Source organism: Allobosea sp. Leaf344 (assembly GCF_001426225.1).
Lineage (GTDB): Bacteria > Pseudomonadota > Alphaproteobacteria > Rhizobiales > Beijerinckiaceae > Allobosea.
Genome location: NZ_LMRT01000013.1, coordinates 105418 through 123452, shown reverse-complemented (window position 1 = coordinate 123452; position 18035 = coordinate 105418). Strand labels below are relative to the sequence as shown.

Here is an 18035-nt window from a genome sequence, read left to right as displayed (position 1 = left end):
CCCCCGCGTCGCGCGCCCGCTGTCAGGCGGCGCGCGGCAGCGGCTCCCGCCTGGTCCGCCTCGCTTCGCTGCGCCTTTCCGGCCGTTCCGCCGGTCGGGCAAAGTCGATCATCCGCCAATGCGCGATCAGCGCGGCGATATGCGCGTCCCCGACGCCCGCTTCGCGATAGCGCCAGGCCAGCCAATCGGCATCCACCGTGATCTGCTCGGTCAATGTCGCGGACATCTCTGGTCTTCCTCCGATCGCCTGTCGGGATTGACGCGGCAGTCCCGCATTCGTTCCACGGAACTGCAGGGAAGCCGGGCCGTTCAACCGAGGCGGCGGAGCACGCCGCCGAACATCCGGAGCGACCATGGCCGAACCCAGGGATGCGGGGAAACCCGGCGCCTTCCAGCGCGCGAGCGACGAGATCGAAGGCCGCAAGCCGCAGCCTCCAGCCCCCGTGCCTGAGGGCGATACGCCTCCCGCCGGGCCGCATGCGGCGCCGGAGCTCACCAATGATGCGGCGACGCCCGGCTCGGGAGCCATGCCGGCCTCCGACGACGCCGCCGATGTCGAGCCCGGCACCGGCTGAGCCCGCCGCTCAGCCCTCCCCTTGCAGGCACGCATCCAGCGCGGCCCGCAGCCTGCGCTCGCGCCTGTCGTCGAAGGGCAGCAGCCCGACGCGGTTGGGGACATAGGCATAGGCGATGCCGCTCGCCTTGTCGCAGAAGCCGAAGGAGCCGCCGAGGCCCGGCATGCCGAAGGCCGAGAGCGACGGCCTGAAGGCGAAATCCTCGCTCGGCCTGATGAAGCCGAGATGCCAAAGATTATCGACATTCACCACCTGGTCGCGAATGCCGTCCCGCGGCGGCTGCGGCGGGGCCGACAGCGCGCAGACCACGTCCGGACGTAAGGACAACGCCCCACCGCCCTGTAGCAGGCAATCATAGAGCCTGGCCACCGAGCGCGCCGTGCCGAGCGCGTTCCCCGACGGCATGTCATGGGCGAGCCAGGCCCGCTCGTCCAGCGGCAGCCGGATCTCGCGAAAAGCCCGGCGCAGCGACGACAGCGGATTGAGCACCTGCCACTGGAAGCCGAAGGGCGCATGCGTCAGCGCATCGGCCAGTTGCAGCGCTCCCGGCCAGGACAGCCGCGCGAGCTCCGGCCGCCTGCGGAAACTTAGCCCGAACTGCAGGTCGAGACCGAGCGGGCGGGCGATCTCCTCGTCGAAGAAATCAGCGAAATGGCGCCGCCGAGGATCGGTGCGGGTGATGATCTGCGACAGGAGCGGGCCGAAGGTCGCGAGGTGATAGCCCCAGGCCGTCCCCGGCTCCCAGGCCGGGACCATCGCCTCGATCACCTCGCTCATGCGCTCGGCATCGTCGAGCGTCTCAGGCCCGACCGCCCGGCCGAACCGCGGCAGCCCGGCGCTGTGATCGAGGATCTGCCGGATGGTGATGTCGCCCTTGCCATGGGCGGCGAATCCCGGCCAGTGCTGCGCCACCCGATCGTCATAGGCGAAATGCCCGCGCGAGACCGCCACGGCGCAGGCGATGGCGATGGCGCCCTTCCCGGTCGAGAACAGCGGCGCCGGCGTGTCCCGGTCCCAGGCGCGACCTGCGGCCTGGTCGGCCACGCCGCCCCAGAGATCGACCACGGGCTGGCCGCGCAGCACGACGCACAGCGCCGCCCCCACTTCGCCCAGCCTCAGAAAATTCTCGCGGAACGCCTCCGCCACCCGCTCGAAACCGGGCGCGACCTGGCCCCGGATCGCACCTCCGGGAATGCGCAGATCGATCGGCCGGGCGTTCACGGCGTGGTCCGGCGTCGTCGCGCTGGAGCCGGCGGCACGGGCCGCGCCGCGCCGCCGCTCGGATCTGGCCGGCGCGTCCTCAGTCCTCGCCACGGGGCGAGCGCTGGTTGGACTGGCTGTCGAATTGCTGCTCGACCTGATTCCATTTCGTGTCCTGCCCGCGCTCGCCATTGTGCTGGGCCTTGTCGCGGTTGGACAGCACCATGTTGGCGGGCATGTCGTCGGGGCGGGTGCTCATCGCCCCCGAGCCGTCGCCCTTGCCCTGCCCGCCGACACCCATATGCTTCCTGCTGGCATTCGCCATCATCGGTCTCCCTTGCTGTTGAAACGGTTCGCCGATCAGCCTCGCGTGCCGCCGATTTTGGCCACCTGCCGGGCGAGAGCGGCGATGATGACGAGAGGTCGGCTCATGATGGGACCCGCGATTGGATTTGCCCCCTTGGAGTGAAACCGAGCCCTCTCCGGCCTGTTCCGCGACCGGTCGCGAGGCCGGGCGGGCCGGCGCCCTCTTTGGCCGATCGGCGGGTCAAAGGTTTGATCGGCCCTATGGCGGCGTTAGCGCGGCTTGCGTTGTGTCAATGCCCGCGCCGGCGATCCTGAGAAGCTCCGGGGATCCGGGTGCAGGTCGGCTCGACCGGCTGCGCCGCCACAATCGAGGGCGAAACACCATGTCGACCAGCCAAAGAGCGACATTGCCCCATCTCAGCCTGCTGATCGTCTGCGATGGCGGCAAGGCGCTGATCATGCGCAATGCCGGTACGATGGAGCGACCCAAGCTGCAGATGGTGGAGACCTTGCAGCACCAGGTCCCGCCGACCCGCGAGCTCGGCAGCGAGCGCCCGGGACGCGTCTTCGCGTCGACCGGCGCCGCGAGGAGCGCGGTCGAGGCGAGCGATTACCATGAAGCCGCCGAGACGGCGTTCCTGGGCGAGGTCTGCCGCAGGGTGGAGCATGCGGTGTCCGGCCAGACGCGCGGCGCCCGCCTCGTCCTCGCCGCGCCGCCCCGGGTGATCGGCGCGCTGCGCAGCCTCCTGCCGGCCCCGCTGCGCGACACGGTCGCGGTCGAGGTCGGCAAGGATCTGACGAAACTCTCGATCGACGATATCGAGCGCTATTTCACGGACTGAGCCCGGGCGCCCCGGCCGGCGGCGCCTCGCCGAGCGCCGCATGCGACGGGAACACCCCCGCCGCCACCGGATCATGCCCGAGCCGCCGGCAGATCGCCACCAGCGCGGCCTGCTCCTCGACGCCGTAATGGCCGTCCGCCTCGGCGATCGCGCGGCACAGCCTGAGCAGCGCGCGCGACGATTTTTCGTTGCCGCGCAGGCGCATCACCGTCTCCAGCGCCGCGCGCTCGCCGGATGCGTGGTCGATCTCGAACCGCGCCATGGCGCGGGCGAATTCGGCCTGAAGGGCGTGGCGCCAGGGGCCGCGCAGCTCCTCGAAATGGGCGACCGCGCCGGCCATGCTGTCATGCTCCGCCTGGCGCACCACCCCATCGGCATGAGCCATCAGCGAGCAGGCGGCGGCCACGGTCTCGACCAGCTGCTCGGCCTCTTCCTGCAGCCATTGATCGAGGTCCATCTGAAGGTCGTCTCTCATCTGCGGACGCGAGAACGGCATCTCAGTTCACTCCCGATCTCGAGGGGACGGGTGGAGCGGCGCGCCGGACCAGCAGGCGCTTCGCGACGGCGGCGACCGCGAGGATCAGCGCGGCGCCGAGCGCCCAGACGATGATCACCACGACTTCGCTGACATTGCCGAGGAGGAGCGCCGACCAGCTCAGCCAATCCGCCGCCTCCCCGGTGACGGGGAGCGCGATCGCGCCGCTCGCGGCCAGGCCGCTCCCCCATTCGATCACGGCATGGCCGAGCCATGCCAGCAGGGTCCAGGCCAGGAGGCCGAGCCCGGCGATACCCCAGACGAGCCTGCCCATGGCTCAGCCCCGGTAGCGCGGCGGGACCACCTCTCCGGCGGGGCCGGAGAGGTGGCGGCGCAGCTCCGCCATGTTGCGCGTGTTCGACTTGTAGAAGACGTCGCCGAACCAGCCCACCACCGGGATGACGCTGAGCACGAAATCGAGACCGACCCGCCCGATCATCCGGGCGATCGTCGCCGGCGGCAGCCCGTGGCGGCGCGCCTCCATGATGAGATAGGCCGAAAGGCCTTTGGCGACGAGCGTGCCGACGCCGGGCACCAGGTTCATCAGCGGGTCGAGACCGACGCGGATGCTGGTCCCCGGAACGCGCACGGCGCTGTCGAGAAGACGCGCCAGCCCATCCAGCCGACGCAGGGCGTCGGCACGGGACTCGATGGTGGGATGAGTGGCATAAATCATGGACATCGACACTCCCATGGTCAAAGCGCATGGCGCTCGCAGTGGAAGAGTCCGACATCATAGTCTCGTCAGAGACTATCAGAGGGGCCCGGACCCGGTTACACCACGAGAGATCGTGGGCCCTGCGCCAGAGTTCAAGAGTCGCGCCGAACTAATTTCACGAGTCCCCGCTCTGTAGTTGTTCCATTCAGTACAAAAAATTTCTGACGGGCTGCGACACCACCGCAGATCCCGTAGCGGCAGCGCTTGGACAGAAGAGCCGGATGACGCCGCTGAGATTGAGCGCGGGGCCGCATGTCGATTCCGGTCGCGCCTCCGCATTCGGGGCGGCCGCACCGCGACGGGGACGCGATGTCGCACGAAATCGCGGCGTCGCGCTCAGATGTGACAGGGTCCCACCCCGCGTGATTCGTCCGAATCGGACAAACTCAACTGCGAGCGATAGTCACAAATATTTGTTGCCAATACAGCAAATAGACTTGCGAGACGCAGGCAACGGGGGTTAAGCATGATCCCGTATCGCCGGATCATGATTTTTCTGCAAGCATCCATATAAGCTACTCTGGAAAGCCAAAATGTCTGACAACAAAGAAGAGCTTCTCGGCCTGTCTGCCATGATCGTGGCTGCCTATGTTTCCCATAACAACGTGACGCGCAGCGATCTGGTCGAACTGATCCAGAGCACCCATGCCGCTCTCGGCAAGCTGGGTGGCGAACCGGAGGAGCCGCCTGCCGCGGCGCCCGTTCCCGCGGTTCCGCTGAAGAAGTCGATCACGCCGGAATATTTGATCTGTCTCGAGGATGGCTTGAAGTTCAAGTCGCTGAAGCGGCACCTGAACACAAAATACGATCTCAGCCCCGAGCAATACCGCGCCAAGTGGAACCTGCCCTCCGACTATCCCATGGTCGCGCCCGCCTATGCGGAACGCCGTTCGGCCCTGGCCAAGTCGATGGGCCTCGGCCGCAAGGCCGGCGAGACCGTCAAGGCCAGCCGCCGCGCCAAGGCCAAGGCCTGAGCGAAGCCTGACCCTGGCTGATACTGACGGGCGCCGGCGCGGTCGCGCCGGCCTGTCCGGCCCCATGCCGTGCGCTCGAAATCGCCCCGGCCCGCAAACGCCTTGCCTGGCGTCTCGGCTCGATATATTCGGATAAGACAATATCTGGAGTATCGCCATGCTGAGCCGTCGGTCGATCCTGCTCGCGAGCGCAGCCGCCGCCCTGTCGGGCTCTCTGCGGCCGGCCGCCTCGCAGATCGTCGCCGAGGCCAGCCTCGCCGGCCGCTCGGTCGCGGTGCTCAGCGACGGCGCTTTCGAGATGCCGCTGTCGATGGCCGCCCGCGACGCCAGCCTCGCCGATATCCAGGGCGCCACGGGCTCCGGCGCGCCTATCCAATCCGTGCTCAACGTCACCTGCATCCGGCAGGGCGATGCGACGGTGATGATCGATTGCGGCTCCGGCGCCAATTTCCTGCCGGGCACCGGCAAGCTCGCCGCCAGCCTCGACCAGGCCGGCATCAAGCCGGAGAGCGTGACGCATGTGCTGTTCACCCATCTCCACCCCGACCATCTCTGGGGTGCGCTCGATGATTTCGATACGCCGCTCTTTCCGAACGCGAAATGGATCGCGGATCGGCGCGAGGTCGCCTTCTGGACCGATCCCGGCGTCTATCAGCGCCTGCCCGAGGACCGGCACGCCTTCGCCGCCGGCGCACAGCGCATCCTCAAAGAGCTCGGCGACAGGCTGGAAACCGCCGGCGCCGGTACGGAATGGGCGCCGGGAATCGCGGCCTTCGACAGCGCCGGCCATACGCCGGGCCATGTCTCCTTCGAGATGAAGGGTGGCGATGGCCCGCTCTTCGTGCTGGGCGATGCCCTGACCCACCCGGTGATTTCCTTCGCCAAGCCGCAATGGCGCCCGGCTTCCGATCACGACGCCGATCTGGCGGTGGCGGCGCGCCAGCGTGTCCTGGCGCGCGCGGCGGCGGAGAAGGCTGCGATCATCGGCTATCACCTGCCCGGCGCGCTGGGCCGGGTCGAGCGCGACGGCACCGCCTATCGCTTCGTCGCCGCCGGCTGAGCGCGGCTCAGCCCCACAGGCTCCACGCGCCGCGGGCCACGACATAGGCGCCGACCAGCGCGACGATCCCCGCGAAGACCTGCGTCAGCAGCGCTTTCCGGGCGGCCAGCCTTTTTGCCAGGACCGTCCCGGCCACGCCTCCGGCCAGACCGCCGCCGACGAACAGCGCCGCGATCCGCCAATCCACCAGCCCCGACAGGGCATAGGAGGCAGCGGTGGTCGCTCCGAAGGCGGTGACGGCGACGAGGGACGAGCCGACGGCCATGATCATCGGCAGGCGCGCCGCGCCCATCAGCCCGGGTACGATCAGGAAGCCGCCGCCGATCCCGAAAAACCCCGAAAGCGCGCCCACCGCACCGCCCATCGCGATCAGTCGCGGCAGCAGGCGGCCGGCCGTGGCGCGGCTCAGCGGCTGGAAGCTTTCGGGGCCCCCAGCTTTGCGCAGCAGCATCGCCAGCGCGATCGCCAGCATCAGCACCCCGAACAGGAGCAGCAGCATCTGCCCGTCGAAACGCTTGCCGAGAGCCGAGCCGAGGGCGGCGCCGGCCATCCCCGCGGCGGAGAAGACCAGCGCGCAGGGCCAGCGCACATGGCCGGCCCGCGCATGGCCGATCAGATTGGCGAAGGCGCTGAGCGAGACGGCGACGGCACTGGTGCCGATCGCGATATGCGGCTGGGCGACGCCGACGACATAGACCAGCAGCGGCACCGCCAGGATGGAACCGCCGCCGCCGATCAGCCCGAGCACGAAACCGACGAGCGAGCCGGAGCCGAGCGATGCGAGATCCGTCGCGTTCATGCCGTCCCCACCCCTGCCGCCGTGAAGTACCGAGCCCGATCCATCCCGATGGTTCAGCTTCGCGCCGGAGCTCGGAGGGCCGTCAGAGCGTGTCCAGCGGCACCTTGAGGAACCGCTTGCCGCTCTCGTCCGGCTCCGGCAACGCGCCCGCCTTCATGTTCACCTGAAGCGAGGGAATGATCAGCTTCGGCATGTCGAGCGTCGCGTCGCGGGCTTCGCGCATCGTCACGAAATCATCTTCGCCGATGCCGTCCCGGACATGGATATTATGAGCGCGCTGCTCGGCGACCGTCGTCTCCCATTTGATGTCGCGCCCGTTCGGCCCGTAATCATGGCACATGAACAGGCGGGTTTCCGGCGGCAGAGCGAGAACGCGCTTGATCGAGCGGTAGAGCGTGCGCGCGTCCCCGCCCGGGAAATCGGCGCGGGCCGAGCCGCCATCGGGCATGAACAGCGTGTCGCCGACGAAGGCGGCGTCGCCGATGACATGCGTCATGCAGGCCGGTGTATGCCCGGGCGTATGCATGGCGAAGGCCGTCATCCCGCCGATGCTGTAGCTGTCGCCATCCTTGAACAGCCGGTCGAACTGGCTGCCGTCCCGCTGGAATTCCGTGCCCTCGTTGAAGACCTTGCCGAAGGTCTCCTGCACGATGGTGATGTTCTCGCCGATGCCGATCCGGCCGCCGAGCTTGCTCTGGATATAGGGCGCGGCCGAGAGGTGGTCGGCATGGACATGCGTCTCGATCAGCCATTCCAGCGCGAGATCATGCGACTGGATATAGGCGATGATCGCGTCGGCCGATGCATGGGACAGGCGGCCGGCCGCATAATCGATGTCCAGGACGCAATCGACGACCGCGCAGGCCTTCGAGCCGGGATCGCGAACGACATAGCTGACCGTATTGGTCTGCTTCTCGAAGAACGCCTCGACCTCCGGCTTGACCGACAGATCGACCGCGTGCGGGATCATGCTCATCGGGATCTCCTTTTCAGAGCGCTTCGGGCGCTGCGACGCGGCGCGTCGGCTCACCCAGAATTTTCGCGGCGAACATTCCGGCCAGCATCGCCGCGGTGAAGATCAGGGAAGCCAGGCTGCCGAAGCCCAGCGCCGTCAGCGCCGGGCCGGGGCACAGGCCGGCCAGGCCCCAGCCGATGCCGAAGATCGCCGGTCCGACCAGGATCCGCCGGTCGATCGCCGTCGCCGTCGGCAGGTCGAAGCGGCGGCCGAAGACCGGCCGGGCCCGCTTCAGCACGATCCCATAGCCGAGCCAGGTCACGGCGATGCCGCCGATCATGACGAACGCCAGGCTCGGATCCCAGGTTCCGGCCGGGATCGCGCCCAGATCCAGGAAGTTCAGCACCTTGGCGGGGTCGGCCATGCCGGCGACGAGCAGTCCGGTGCCGAACACCAGGCCGGTCAGGAATTGCAGGAGGATCGACATGGCGGCCTCACCAGAGATGGCGCGTCACGAAGACCGTGACGATCGCGGTGGCCATGAAGACGAGCGTCGCCACCAGGGAGCGCGGCGACAGGCGCGACAGGCCGCAAATGCCGTGGCCGGAGGTGCAGCCATTGCCCCAGACCGAGCCGAAGCCGACGAGCAGCCCCGCCGCGACGAGCACGATGCCGCTGGCCTCGATGCGCTGCGCCGGCAGCCCGCCGGCCACCGCCGCATAGAGCAGCGGCGCCATCACCAGGCCGGCGACCAAGGCGAGCCGCCCCGCGAAGGCCCCGTCGCGATGCGGCGGCAGCAGGCGCGACAGGATCCCCGCTATGCCGGCGATCCGCCCCTCCAGCGCCATCAGCATCACCGCCGACAGCCCGATCAGGCCGCCGCCGATCAGCGAGGCGATGGGGGTGAATTCGGTCGCCATGGCTCAGCGCCCGATCTCGCAGGTGCGGATGCCGAACAGCGCATAGGCCGGGCAGAAGCGGAAGATGGCGGTGGCGATCAGCACCAGCCCGACGACCGGCAGGGCGTAGACGAAGGCTCCAAAATTGGTGAAGAGCCCCGCCGTCCAGGGCAGGAACGGCGCCACGAACAGCAGAAGCCCGGCGACGAAGCGGATGGTGCGATCGACGGAACCGAGATTGGCCATGGGATTTCCCTCCGGCTGGAATTGATGTAGTTTATTACATTCGGAAATAACGATATGTCAAGCCCAATGAGCACGCTCAGTGAAATGAACGAGAACATTCGCGAAGCTTCGGCTTTGCTGGCGGAAATGGCGAATCCCAGGCGCCTGTCGGTGCTGTGCAGCCTGGTCGAGGGGGAGCGAAGCGCGGGCGAGCTCGCCGGGCTGGTGGCGCTCAGTCCCAGCGCCCTGTCGCAGCATCTCCAGCGCCTGCGCGCGCTCGACCTTGTCGCGACACGGCGCGACGGCCAGACGATCCATTATCGCCTGGCCAGCGGCGCGGTGCGCGAAATCCTGGAGACGCTGCACCGGCTCTATTGCGGCCCGCAGAGCGGCGGGCGGGAATAAGGCTCAGCGCCAGCTCGGACGCCAGGCCTGAAACGCCGCCTTTGTCTCGGCATTGGCGGGGTAGAGGCCGAAAATCCCCTGCCCGGCCCTGACGCGCTCGGCCACGAAATCCTCATAGGCCGTCTGCTCATAGGCCTCCTCGGCCACCTCATTGGCCAGATGAGCCGGCACCACGCAGACACCCTCGCTGTCGCCGACCATGATGTCGCCGGGATAGACGGCGACGTCGCCGCAGGCGATCGGCGCATTGATGTCGAGAGCATGGTGCCGGATCAGATTGGTCGGCGCGCTCGGGCGGTTGTGGAAGGCCGGGAATTCCATGGCAGCGATCTCGGGGCTGTCGCGGAAGCCGCCATCGCTGACGATCCCCGCCACCCCGCGCTGCTTCAGCCGCGACACCAGAATCCCGCCCGCCGATGCGGCGCGCGCATCCTTGCGGCTGTCGATGACCATGACATGGCCGGGCGGACAATCCTCGATCGCGCGGCGCTGCGGATGGCCCGTCCCCTCGAAGGCGCCGAGATGGTCGAGATCCTCGCGGGCCGGGATGTAGCGCAGGGTGAAGGCCTCGCCGACCATCGATTCGGCGAGCGGGCTCAGCGGCCGCACATCCTGGATGAAGACATTGCGGAAGCCGCGCTTGAACAGCGCGGTGGTCAGCGTCGCGGTCGAGACGCGCCGGAGCTTGCGGCGATTGTCGTCGGTCAAGGTATGGGTCATCGCAGTCTCGGTCCTTCGGGCAGCTTGCGGCAGGGGTGGTTCGGCGCGGCGCGACGAAGCCGGTCGCAGGGGCCGGCCGCGTCGGTCTCGCCTCTCGCGATGGCGGCTCCGCTCACTCGATCTTCACATTCGCCTTCTGCGCGACATCGGCCCAGCGCTTGGTCTCGGCGGCGATATGCGCGGCGAAGGCCTCCTGCGACGAGCCGACCGGATCGACGCCGAGCTTCTTCAGCTGCTCGATCACCGCCGGCTCCTGCATGATCGCCTGCACCTCGCTGGAGAGCCTGGCGACGATCTCCTTCGGCGTCGCCGCCGGCGCGAAGAATCCGTGCCAGGAGGTCGCGGCATAGCCGGGGATGAACTCCGCCAGGGCCGGCAGGTCTTTGGCGATGCTCAGCCGTTCCGGCGTCGCGGTGGCGAGCGCGCGCAGCTTGCCGGCTTCGACATGCGGCCAGGCGATGGTGATGTTGTCGAAGGAGACCTGGATCTGGCCGGTCAGCAGATCCTGCGTGACCTGCCCGCTGGAGCGATAGGGGACATGGACCATGTCGGTGCCGGTCGAGACCTTGAACAATTCGGCCGCCATATGGGTCGAGGTGCCGGCGCCCGACGAGCCGAAGGAGTATTTGCCCGGGTTCGCCTTCAGCAGCGCGATCAGCTCCGGCACCGTCTTGGCCGGCAGGTCGTTGTTGACCATCAGGATGTTCGGCACGCTCGCCACCTGCGAGATCGGCGCGAAATCCTTGATGTGGTCGAAGGGCATCTTCGCGTAGACGCCGGGGTTGATCGCATGGGTGGAGACCGTGCCCATGGCGAGCGTCGTGCCGTCGGGGGTGGAGCGCGCCACCGCGGCGACACCGGTATTGCCGCCCGCGCCGGGCCGGTTCTCGACGATGAAGCGCCCCTTCAGCCGGGCGCCGAGCCGCTCCGCCAGGATGCGCCCCAAGAGATCGGTGGTCCCGCCCGCGGCGAAGGGCACGACGATGGTGACGACCTTGCTGCCGGGATAATCCGCCTGGGCCAGAGCGGGAGCGGCCATCAGGCAGGCGGCGCTGGCGAGCAGGGCCCGCCTGTTGAGCGTGATCATGATCTGGTCCTCTGCGTTTCCCCGGCCGTCCGGCCGCACCACGGCCCTTGAACCGAGCCTTGGCGGCAGACATAGCATGCTCCTCGCGATTTGGTATCTGAAATTTCAGTCTTGATGTCGAAGCGAGGGTGTGGTCTCTGGGGACCGGGCGGGGCAGATTGCGCAAAACGTCGCCAAGCCTCGCTGACCGGACCCGTGATGGACCATATCGAACCAGTTTCGCCGCATCTGCTGCGCTCGCTCCGCGAGCATGTGCATGAGCGCCTGCGCCGCGCGATCGTCGCCGGGCGGTTCCGCCATGGCGAGCGGCTGAACGAGCGCGCCCTGGCCGAGATGCTCGGCGTCAGCACGACCCCGGTCAAGGACGCGATCCGCAAGCTGGAGAGCGAGGGTCTGGTGCGCACCGAGGCGCGGCGCGGCGTCTTCGTAGAGTTCTCGCCGGGCCAGGCTTTGGAGATGGCGCTGGGCCGCGCCGCGCTGGAAAGCGTGATGGCGCATATCGCCGCCAATCGCATCGCCCCGGCCGACATCGCCGAGCTGGACGGGCTGATCGCCGATATGGACCACGCCACGCGCCACAGCGCGCTCGAGGATCTGGTGACGCTGAACGAGGCCTATCACGGCGCGATCCACCGGATTTCGGGCTGCGCCTATCTCGAGCGGCGGCTCGACGGCCAGCGCATGTACGACCACGCCCAGCGCATCGCCCTGCTCAGCGAGCCGGCGGAACGCGATCAGGGATTCGAGGAGCACCGCTCGATCTTCCAGGCCCTCGCCGCGCGCGACCCGGCCCTGGCCGAGCAGAGAATGCGCCGTCACATCGTTCGCTCGGCCAAGAGCCATGTGAAGCAGGTGTTCGGCGCCGACGCAGAAGGATTGGCCTATGACCTCTGAGACCGTACGCGCCGCCTTGCGCGGCATTTCCGGCGTCCATGTCACCGCCTGGAAGGCGGATGGCGAGGCCGATTGGGCGCTGACCGGGCGCATCGTCAGGGCGATTGCCGAGGCCGGCATCCACAACATCGTCTCGGCCGGCAATACCGGGGAATTCTACCCGATGACGACGGAAGAGGTGGTGCGCAGCCATGCCTGCGCCGCCGAGGCCGCGGCCGGCAAGGCGCTGGTCACCGCCGGCATCGGCCGCTCGCTGCGCGAGGCGGTGTCCACCGGCCGGCTCGCGGCGAGTGTGGGCTGCGACGCGGTGATGGTCCACCACCCGCTCGATCCCTTCGCGGCGCCGCAATCCCAGGCCGACTACATCATCGCCATCGCCGAGGCGCTGACCCTGCCGGTGGTCGCCTATATCCGCTCCGACGCCATCGGCGTGACGGATCTCGTCCGCGTCGCCACCCATGCCAATGTCGCCGGCGTCAAATTCGCCTCCGCCAACATGATGCTGCTGTCGGAATGCGTCCGCGCCACGCAGGGCACGCAGGCAAACTGGATCTGCGGCCTGGCGGAAGGCTGGGCGGCGCCGTTCTACGCGCTGGGCGCGCGCGGCTTCACCTCCGGGCTGATCAATGTCGCGCCGGCGCGCTCGCTCGCCGTCTGGCGGGCGCTGGAGGCAGGGGATTTCGCCGGTGCCCGCCGCGAGGTCGATGCGATCGCCGGCTTCGAGACCCTGCGCACCAAATACGGCAACGGCGCCAATGTCACCGTGGTGAAGGAGGCGCTGGGGCTGCTCGGCACCGAGGTCGGCCCCGTGCGCCTGCCCGGCCTGCCCGAGCTCAACGAGGCCGAGCGCGCCGAATTGCGCCGCATCGTCGCGGGCTGGAGCCCGGTGCGGATGGCGGCGGAATAGCCCGCCCGCCATTCGCGTTCCGGAGAGACGCCGCGCGCGGCCGGCTCTCCCGGATTGCGAGCCGAGACGACCAGCGTCGATCGCCGAGAAGAACACCCGAAGGAAACGCCCGATGTCCCACCCCCGCAAGACGCCCGACATGCTGCGCTCGAAGCGCTGGTTCGGCGCCAGCGATCTGCGCTCTTTCGGGCATCGCTCGCGCGCGCTGCAGATGGGGTTCGCGCATGAGGAGTTCATGGGCAAGCCGGTCATCGGCATCATCAACACCTGGTCCGAGATCAACCCCTGCCACACCCATCTGCGCGACCGCGCCGATGCGGTGAAGCGCGCGGTCTGGGCGGCCGGCGGCTTTCCCGTCGAGATCCCGGTGATGTCGGTCTCGGAGCAGTACCAGAAGCCGACCACCATGCTCTATCGCAACTTCCTGGCGATGGAGACGGAGGAATCGATCCGCTCCCACCCGCTCGACGGCGCCGTGCTGCTCGGCGGCTGCGACAAATCCACCCCGGCGCTGATCATGGGCGCCTGCAGCGCCGGCCTGCCCTTCATCTTCGTCCCGGCCGGCCCGATGCTGCGCGGCAACTGGGCCGGCAAGGTGCTGGGCTCCGGCGCCGATGTCTGGAAATACTGGGCGGAGAAGGAGGCCGGCAACATCACCGACGGCCAGTGGCGCGAGATGGAGAGCGGCATCGCCCGCTCGCATGGCACCTGCATGGTGATGGGCACCGCGGCGACGATGATGAGCCATGCCGAGGTGCTGGGCCTGACGCTGCCCGGCGCCTCCGCCATCCCCGCCGCCGATGCGGCCCATCCCCGCATGGCCGCCGCCAGCGGCAAGCGCATCGTCGAGATGGTCTGGGAGGATCTCACCCCCGACCGCATCCTCACCCGCCAGAGCTTCGAGAACGCGCTGACCGTGCATATGGCGGTGGCCGGCTCGACCAACGCCATCATCCATCTCATCGCCATGGCCGGCCGCGCCGGCGTCTCGCTGACCCCCGATGATTTCGACGCCTTCTCGCGCAAGGTCCCGGTGGTCGCCAATCTCAGGCCGTCGGGCGATTTCCTGATGGAGGATTTCTTCTATGCAGGCGGGCTCCCGGCGCTGCTCAAGCAGTTGGAGAGCCGGCTGCACACCGACGCCATGACCGTGACCGGCCAGCCGCTGGCGCAGACCATCGCGCTCGCCACCGTCTATGACGACAACGTCATCCGCCCGCTCGACCGGCCGGTCTCGACCGCCAATGGGCTGGCCGTGCTGAAGGGCAATCTCGCGCCCGATGGCTGCGTCATCAAGCCGTCGGCGGCCGAGCCGCGCCTGCTCGACCATGTCGGCCCGGCGCTGGTCTTCGAGGATTACGACGCGATGATGCGGGCGGTGAACGACGAGAGCCTGGACGTCACCGCCGATCACGTGATGGTGCTGAAGAATTGCGGCCCGGTCGGCGGCCCCGGCATGCCGGAATGGGGCATGATGCCGATCCCGAAGAAACTGCTGAAGCAGGGCGTGCGCGACATGCTGCGCATCTCGGATGCGCGGATGTCCGGCACCAGCTATGGCGCCTGCGTGCTGCATGTCGCGCCCGAGGCCTATATTCGCGGGCCGCTCGCGGCCGTGCGGACGGGCGACATCATCAGCGTCGACGTCGAGGCGCGCAGCATCGCCGTCAACCTCACCGATGCCGAGATCGCGACGAGGCTGGCAGCCTGGACGCCGCCGCAGCGCGACTATCCCCGCGGCTATGGCAAGATGTCGGCCGCCCATATCCGCCAGGCCGACAAGGGCTGCGACTTCGACTATCTCGAGGGCACCGCCAGGATCCCCGAGCCGGAGATCCATTGATCATCCGTCATTGCGAGCGCATGCGAAGCAAGCCAGGGCCGACGCTCGCCCTCTCCCAACGCCCTGTCCCGCTGATTGCCGCGTCGCCGACGCTCCTCGCGCGGACGGCCTCGTCGTCTCGCGCCGCCCCCCGGCCCGCGCTCAGGCCAGGGCCTGGTCGAGATCGTCGATGATGTCCTGCACATCTTCCAGCCCGATCGAGAGCCGCACCACCTCCGGCCCGGCGCCCGAGGCGGTCTTCTGCGCGTCGCTGAGCTGGCGATGGGTGGTCGAGGCCGGATGGATGACCAGCGAGCGGGTGTCGCCGATATTGGCGAGATGCGAGAACAGCTTGAGGCTGGAGACCAGCTTGACGCCGGCGTCGTAGCCCCCCTTCAGCCCGAAGGTGAAGACCGCACCTGCGCCCTTCGGCGAATAGCGCCGCGCCAGCCCATTGTATTTGTCGCCTTCCAGCCCGGGATAGCTCACCCAATCCACGGCGGGGTGCTGCGCGAGATGCTTCGCCACGGCCAGCGCATTGTCGCAATGGCGCTGCATGCGCAGCGGCAGCGTCTCGATGCCGGTCAGGATCATGAAGGCGTTGAAGGGCGAGAGCGCCGGGCCCATGTCGCGCAGGCCGAGCACGCGGGTCGCGATGGCGAAGGCGAAATTGCCGAAGGTCTCGCCCAGCACCATGCCGTTATATTCCGGCCGCGGCTTGGACAGCATCGGGTATCGGTCGTCGCCGACCCAGTTGAAGCTGCCGCCGTCGACGATGATGCCACCGATCGAATTGCCGTGGCCGCCCAGGAATTTCGTCAGCGAATGCACGACGATGTCGGCGCCGTGCTCGAAGGGGCGGATGAGATAGGGGCTGGCCATCGTATTGTCGACGATCAGCGGGATGTTGTGCTTGCGGGCGATGGCCGCGATGCCGGCGATATCGACGATCACGCCGCCGGGATTGGCGATCGACTCGATGAAGATCGCCTTGGTCTTAGGCGTCACCGCCGCGGCGAAAGCCTCGAGATCGTCGGAATCCGCCCAGATCACGCTCCAGCCGAAATTCTTGTAGGAATGGTTGAACTGGTTGATCGAGCCGCCATAGAGCTTCTTGGCCGCCACGAACTCGTCGCCCGGCTGCAGCAGCGCATGGAAGCAGAGGAATTCCGCCGCATGGCCGGAGGCCACGGCGAGCGCCGCCGTGCCGCCTTCCAGCGCCGCGACGCGCTCCTCCAGCACCGCATTGGTGGGGTTGCCGATGCGGGTGTAGATGTTGCCGAAGGCCTGCAGACCGAACAGCGAGGCGGCATGGTCGACATCGTCGAAGACGAAGCTGGTCGTCTGGTAGATCGGGGTGGCGCGGGCGCCCGTGGCGGCATCGGGCGCCGCACCGGCGTGGATGGCGAGCGTGTTGAAACCCGGTGCGCGGTCGGTCATGGTCGATCCCCCTGATGCCTGCTGAATGGACGCTGCGTTCTTTTTAAAGAACGAAGCGGGAGGCGTCAATCAGCCGGGCGGCCGGCGGCGCGACACGGCCGAGTAGAGCGGGAAGCGGGCCGTTCGCCCCGCGCTCGGCGCCGAGCAGGCCTCACCTCCCCGGGCCAAAAATCGTCCGCTTCTGGAAACCCTTCCCGAGCACCGGCTTCTTCGACGAGAGGATGCGGGAATTGATGCCCTGCCAGCCGATCTCGCCGGATATCCGGCCATATTCGATCTTGGGGCAGCGGTTCATGATCACGGTCAGCCCCTTCGCCTCGGCGCGTTCCGCCGCCGCGTCGTTGCGCACCGAGAGCTGCATCCAGATCACCTTCGGCGGGGTCGCGAGCCCCAGCGCCTCGTCGGTGATCGGCCCCGCCGCCTCGGAATTGCGGAAGATCTCCACCATGTCGACCGGCCCCGGGATCTCCTTCAGCGAGCCGTAGACCGTCTTGCCGAGCAGGGTCTGGCCGGCGAGGCCGGGATTGACCGGCACCACGTCATAGCCGCGATCCAGCAGGTATTTGGTGACGATCCAGGAGGGGCGCGCCTCATTGGCCGAGGCGCCGACCAGGGCGATGCGCTTCACCGAGGTGAGTATCTCGCGGATCAGGCTGTCGGGATAGTTCTCGTGATGCATCAGGCGGTGTCCGGTCGAGGCCGCGGGCGGCGTGGCCTCTCCCTCCCAGACCGGGGCGCGCTTGTCCATGAAGGCGCCGATGCCCTCCTCCGCATCCCGCGCCAGCATGTTCTCCACCATCACCGCCGAGGCATGGTCATAGGCCGCGCCCAGCCCCATCTCGCGCTGCGCATAGAAGGCCCGCTTGCCGATCTTCAGCGTCGCCGGCGATTTCGAGGCGATGATCGCCGCCATGCGCTGCGCCTCGGCGAGCGCGCCGCCCGCCGGCACCACGCGGTTGACCAGCCCCAGCCGCCAGGCTTCCGCGGCCGGCACCATCTCGCCCAGCAACAGCATTTCCAGCGCGTGCTTTCCGGCGAGATTGCGCGACAGCGCCACCATCGGGGTCGAGCAGAACAGGCCGATATGGACGCCGGGCGTGCAGAACTTCGCCGCCTCCCCCGCCACCGCCAGATCGCAGCTCGCCACCAGCTGGCAGCCGGCTGCCGTGGCCGTGCCTTCGACGGCGGCGATCACCGGCTGCGGCAAGGCGGTGATCTGCTGCATCATCGCCGAGCAGCGCCCGAGGATCTCCGTGAAATAGCCGCGCCCGCGGTCGCCATCGCCGCGATGCGCCGTCATCTCCTTGAGATCATGCCCGGCCGAGAAGACCGGCCCGGCCGCGGCCAGGATCACGGCCCGCACCGAGCGATCCCGCGCGATCGCGTCGAAGGCGTCGCTCAGCGCCGCCAGCATCGCCTCGCTGAGCGGATTGCGGGATTGCGGCCGGTTGAGCGTCAGCGTCGCGATACCGCCCGCATCGCTGCGCAGGAGGACGGGCTCGGTGGCGGCGTCGTGGTGAACGGTCATGATCCATCCTGGCGGGGCGGCGCGCAGCCCCTTGTGCGGTTTCACATATTGTCGGGGCCGGGCAGTCATGCTGCAAGGGGGATCGTGCCTGGGACGTTTCGCCCCCCATCATGCGATGACTGCGCCCCGCCCTTCCCGCCCGGA

The 18035-nt window shown here is 68.4% G+C and carries 23 protein-coding genes and 1 pseudogene; 8 read left to right on the top strand and 16 right to left on the bottom strand.

The window, feature by feature from the left end; translation table 11 throughout:
• Positions 1-22 precede the first annotated feature (22 nt).
• Positions 23-226 carry a hypothetical protein gene (locus tag ASG72_RS09245; protein WP_056711381.1) on the bottom strand — a complete coding sequence of 68 codons (204 nt, stop codon included), beginning with the start codon at positions 224-226 and terminating at the stop codon, positions 23-25.
• A 127-nt stretch (positions 227-353) separates the two neighbouring features.
• Here ASG72_RS09245 and ASG72_RS09240 point away from each other — a divergent pair, with 127 nt between their 5' ends.
• Entirely contained in the window at positions 354-575 is a 222-nt protein-coding gene (locus ASG72_RS09240) for a hypothetical protein (protein WP_056711380.1), read from the top strand.
• Positions 576-584: 9 nt separating this feature from the next.
• Here the strand turns inward: ASG72_RS09240 and ASG72_RS09235 are convergent, their stop codons facing one another.
• Positions 585-1889, bottom strand: coding sequence for a serine hydrolase domain-containing protein (locus ASG72_RS09235; protein ID WP_056711379.1), 1305 nt, complete (start codon positions 1887-1889; stop codon positions 585-587).
• Positions 1876-2100, bottom strand: a complete 225-nt coding sequence (locus ASG72_RS09230) for a hypothetical protein (RefSeq protein WP_056712519.1) — start codon at positions 2098-2100, stop codon at positions 1876-1878. The genes ASG72_RS09235 and ASG72_RS09230 overlap by 14 nt, the downstream gene beginning before the upstream one ends.
• Positions 2101-2464: 364 nt before the next feature.
• On the opposite strand from ASG72_RS09230, the gene ASG72_RS09225 reads away from it, so the two are divergent.
• The gene (locus tag ASG72_RS09225) at positions 2465-2923 is read left to right on the top strand and encodes a host attachment protein (protein WP_082540231.1); all 459 of its coding nucleotides are present in this window, start codon (positions 2465-2467) and stop codon (positions 2921-2923) included.
• Here the strand turns inward: ASG72_RS09225 and ASG72_RS09220 are convergent.
• From ASG72_RS09220 to ASG72_RS09210, 3 genes are read right to left on the bottom strand one after another with little or no spacing between them, the layout of a single operon-like run.
• A complete protein-coding gene (locus tag ASG72_RS09220; RefSeq protein ID WP_056711375.1) occupies positions 2913-3380 on the bottom strand; it encodes a TerB family tellurite resistance protein in 468 nt (155 codons plus the stop codon). The genes ASG72_RS09225 and ASG72_RS09220 overlap by 11 nt on opposite strands.
• A 40-nt stretch (positions 3381-3420) precedes the next feature.
• Positions 3421-3732, bottom strand: a complete 312-nt coding sequence (locus ASG72_RS09215; protein ID WP_056711373.1) for a hypothetical protein — start codon at positions 3730-3732, stop codon at positions 3421-3423.
• Between the two features lie 3 nt (positions 3733-3735).
• Positions 3736-4140 carry a DUF4112 domain-containing protein gene (locus ASG72_RS09210; RefSeq protein ID WP_056711370.1) on the bottom strand — a complete coding sequence of 135 codons (405 nt, stop codon included), beginning with the start codon at positions 4138-4140 and terminating at the stop codon, positions 3736-3738.
• A gap of 569 nt (positions 4141-4709) precedes the next feature.
• Between ASG72_RS09210 and ASG72_RS09205 the strand changes: the two genes are divergently transcribed.
• The gene (locus ASG72_RS09205) at positions 4710-5150 is read left to right on the top strand and encodes a MucR family transcriptional regulator (RefSeq protein WP_056711367.1); all 441 of its coding nucleotides are present in this window, start codon (positions 4710-4712) and stop codon (positions 5148-5150) included.
• 157 nt (positions 5151-5307) lie between these two features.
• Positions 5308-6210, top strand: coding sequence for an MBL fold metallo-hydrolase (locus tag ASG72_RS09200; RefSeq protein WP_056711365.1), 903 nt, complete (start codon positions 5308-5310; stop codon positions 6208-6210).
• A 7-nt stretch (positions 6211-6217) separates the two neighbouring features.
• Here ASG72_RS09200 and ASG72_RS09195 read toward each other — a convergent pair whose 3' ends face one another.
• The 5 genes from ASG72_RS09195 to ASG72_RS09175 form a co-directional block, all read right to left on the bottom strand.
• A complete protein-coding gene (locus tag ASG72_RS09195; RefSeq protein ID WP_056711363.1) occupies positions 6218-7009 on the bottom strand; it encodes a sulfite exporter TauE/SafE family protein in 792 nt (263 codons plus the stop codon).
• A gap of 82 nt (positions 7010-7091) precedes the next feature.
• Complete coding sequence (locus ASG72_RS09190; RefSeq protein WP_082540228.1) at positions 7092-7985, bottom strand: MBL fold metallo-hydrolase; 894 nt, start codon at positions 7983-7985, stop codon at positions 7092-7094.
• 13 nt (positions 7986-7998) lie between these two features.
• Positions 7999-8451: a DUF6691 family protein gene (locus ASG72_RS09185; RefSeq protein ID WP_056711361.1), complete on the bottom strand. Its 453-nt coding sequence runs from the start codon at positions 8449-8451 to the stop codon at positions 7999-8001.
• Between the two features lie 7 nt (positions 8452-8458).
• Positions 8459-8884 carry a YeeE/YedE family protein gene (locus ASG72_RS09180; RefSeq protein WP_056711359.1) on the bottom strand — a complete coding sequence of 142 codons (426 nt, stop codon included), beginning with the start codon at positions 8882-8884 and terminating at the stop codon, positions 8459-8461.
• A 3-nt stretch (positions 8885-8887) separates the two neighbouring features.
• Entirely contained in the window at positions 8888-9109 is a 222-nt protein-coding gene (locus tag ASG72_RS09175; RefSeq protein ID WP_056711358.1) for a DUF2892 domain-containing protein, read from the bottom strand.
• 66 nt (positions 9110-9175) lie between these two features.
• Between ASG72_RS09175 and ASG72_RS09170 the strand changes: the two genes are divergently transcribed.
• The gene (locus ASG72_RS09170; protein WP_056711356.1) at positions 9176-9493 is read left to right on the top strand and encodes a metalloregulator ArsR/SmtB family transcription factor; all 318 of its coding nucleotides are present in this window, start codon (positions 9176-9178) and stop codon (positions 9491-9493) included.
• A 3-nt stretch (positions 9494-9496) separates the two neighbouring features.
• Here ASG72_RS09170 and ASG72_RS09165 read toward each other — a convergent pair whose 3' ends face one another.
• Together ASG72_RS09165 and ASG72_RS09160 are read right to left on the bottom strand one after the other, a co-directional pair.
• Positions 9497-10213, bottom strand: coding sequence for a ribonuclease activity regulator RraA (locus ASG72_RS09165; RefSeq protein ID WP_056711353.1), 717 nt, complete (start codon positions 10211-10213; stop codon positions 9497-9499).
• Between the two features lie 112 nt (positions 10214-10325).
• Positions 10326-11300, bottom strand: coding sequence for a tripartite tricarboxylate transporter substrate binding protein (locus tag ASG72_RS09160; RefSeq protein ID WP_056711352.1), 975 nt, complete (start codon positions 11298-11300; stop codon positions 10326-10328).
• A 198-nt stretch (positions 11301-11498) separates the two neighbouring features.
• On the opposite strand from ASG72_RS09160, the gene ASG72_RS09155 reads away from it, so the two are divergent.
• The 3 genes from ASG72_RS09155 to araD all read left to right on the top strand — a co-directional run bounded on the left by ASG72_RS09155 (position 11499) and on the right by araD (position 14944).
• Entirely contained in the window at positions 11499-12194 is a 696-nt protein-coding gene (locus tag ASG72_RS09155) for a GntR family transcriptional regulator (RefSeq protein ID WP_244488754.1), read from the top strand.
• Positions 12184-13101, top strand: a complete 918-nt coding sequence (locus tag ASG72_RS09150; protein WP_056711350.1) for a dihydrodipicolinate synthase family protein — start codon at positions 12184-12186, stop codon at positions 13099-13101. Before ASG72_RS09155 ends, ASG72_RS09150 begins: the two co-directional genes overlap by 11 nt.
• 112 nt (positions 13102-13213) lie before the next feature.
• On the top strand, positions 13214-14944 hold the full coding sequence (gene araD / locus ASG72_RS09145; RefSeq protein WP_056711349.1) for an L-arabinonate dehydratase: 1731 nt from the start codon (positions 13214-13216) through the stop codon (positions 14942-14944).
• A gap of 141 nt (positions 14945-15085) precedes the next feature.
• On the opposite strand, the gene ASG72_RS09140 is transcribed toward araD, so the two are convergent.
• The 3 genes and pseudogenes from ASG72_RS09140 to ASG72_RS21120 form a co-directional block, all read right to left on the bottom strand.
• Positions 15086-16363, bottom strand: a complete 1278-nt coding sequence (locus tag ASG72_RS09140; RefSeq protein WP_056711347.1) for an O-acetylhomoserine aminocarboxypropyltransferase — start codon at positions 16361-16363, stop codon at positions 15086-15088.
• A gap of 151 nt (positions 16364-16514) precedes the next feature.
• The gene (locus ASG72_RS21125) at positions 16515-17042 is read right to left on the bottom strand and encodes a CoA-binding protein (RefSeq protein WP_200939930.1); all 528 of its coding nucleotides are present in this window, start codon (positions 17040-17042) and stop codon (positions 16515-16517) included.
• A 36-nt stretch (positions 17043-17078) separates the two neighbouring features.
• Positions 17079-17891: pseudogene (locus ASG72_RS21120) on the bottom strand (enoyl-CoA hydratase); the annotation flags it as partial.
• Positions 17892-18035: the final 144 nt, after the last annotated feature.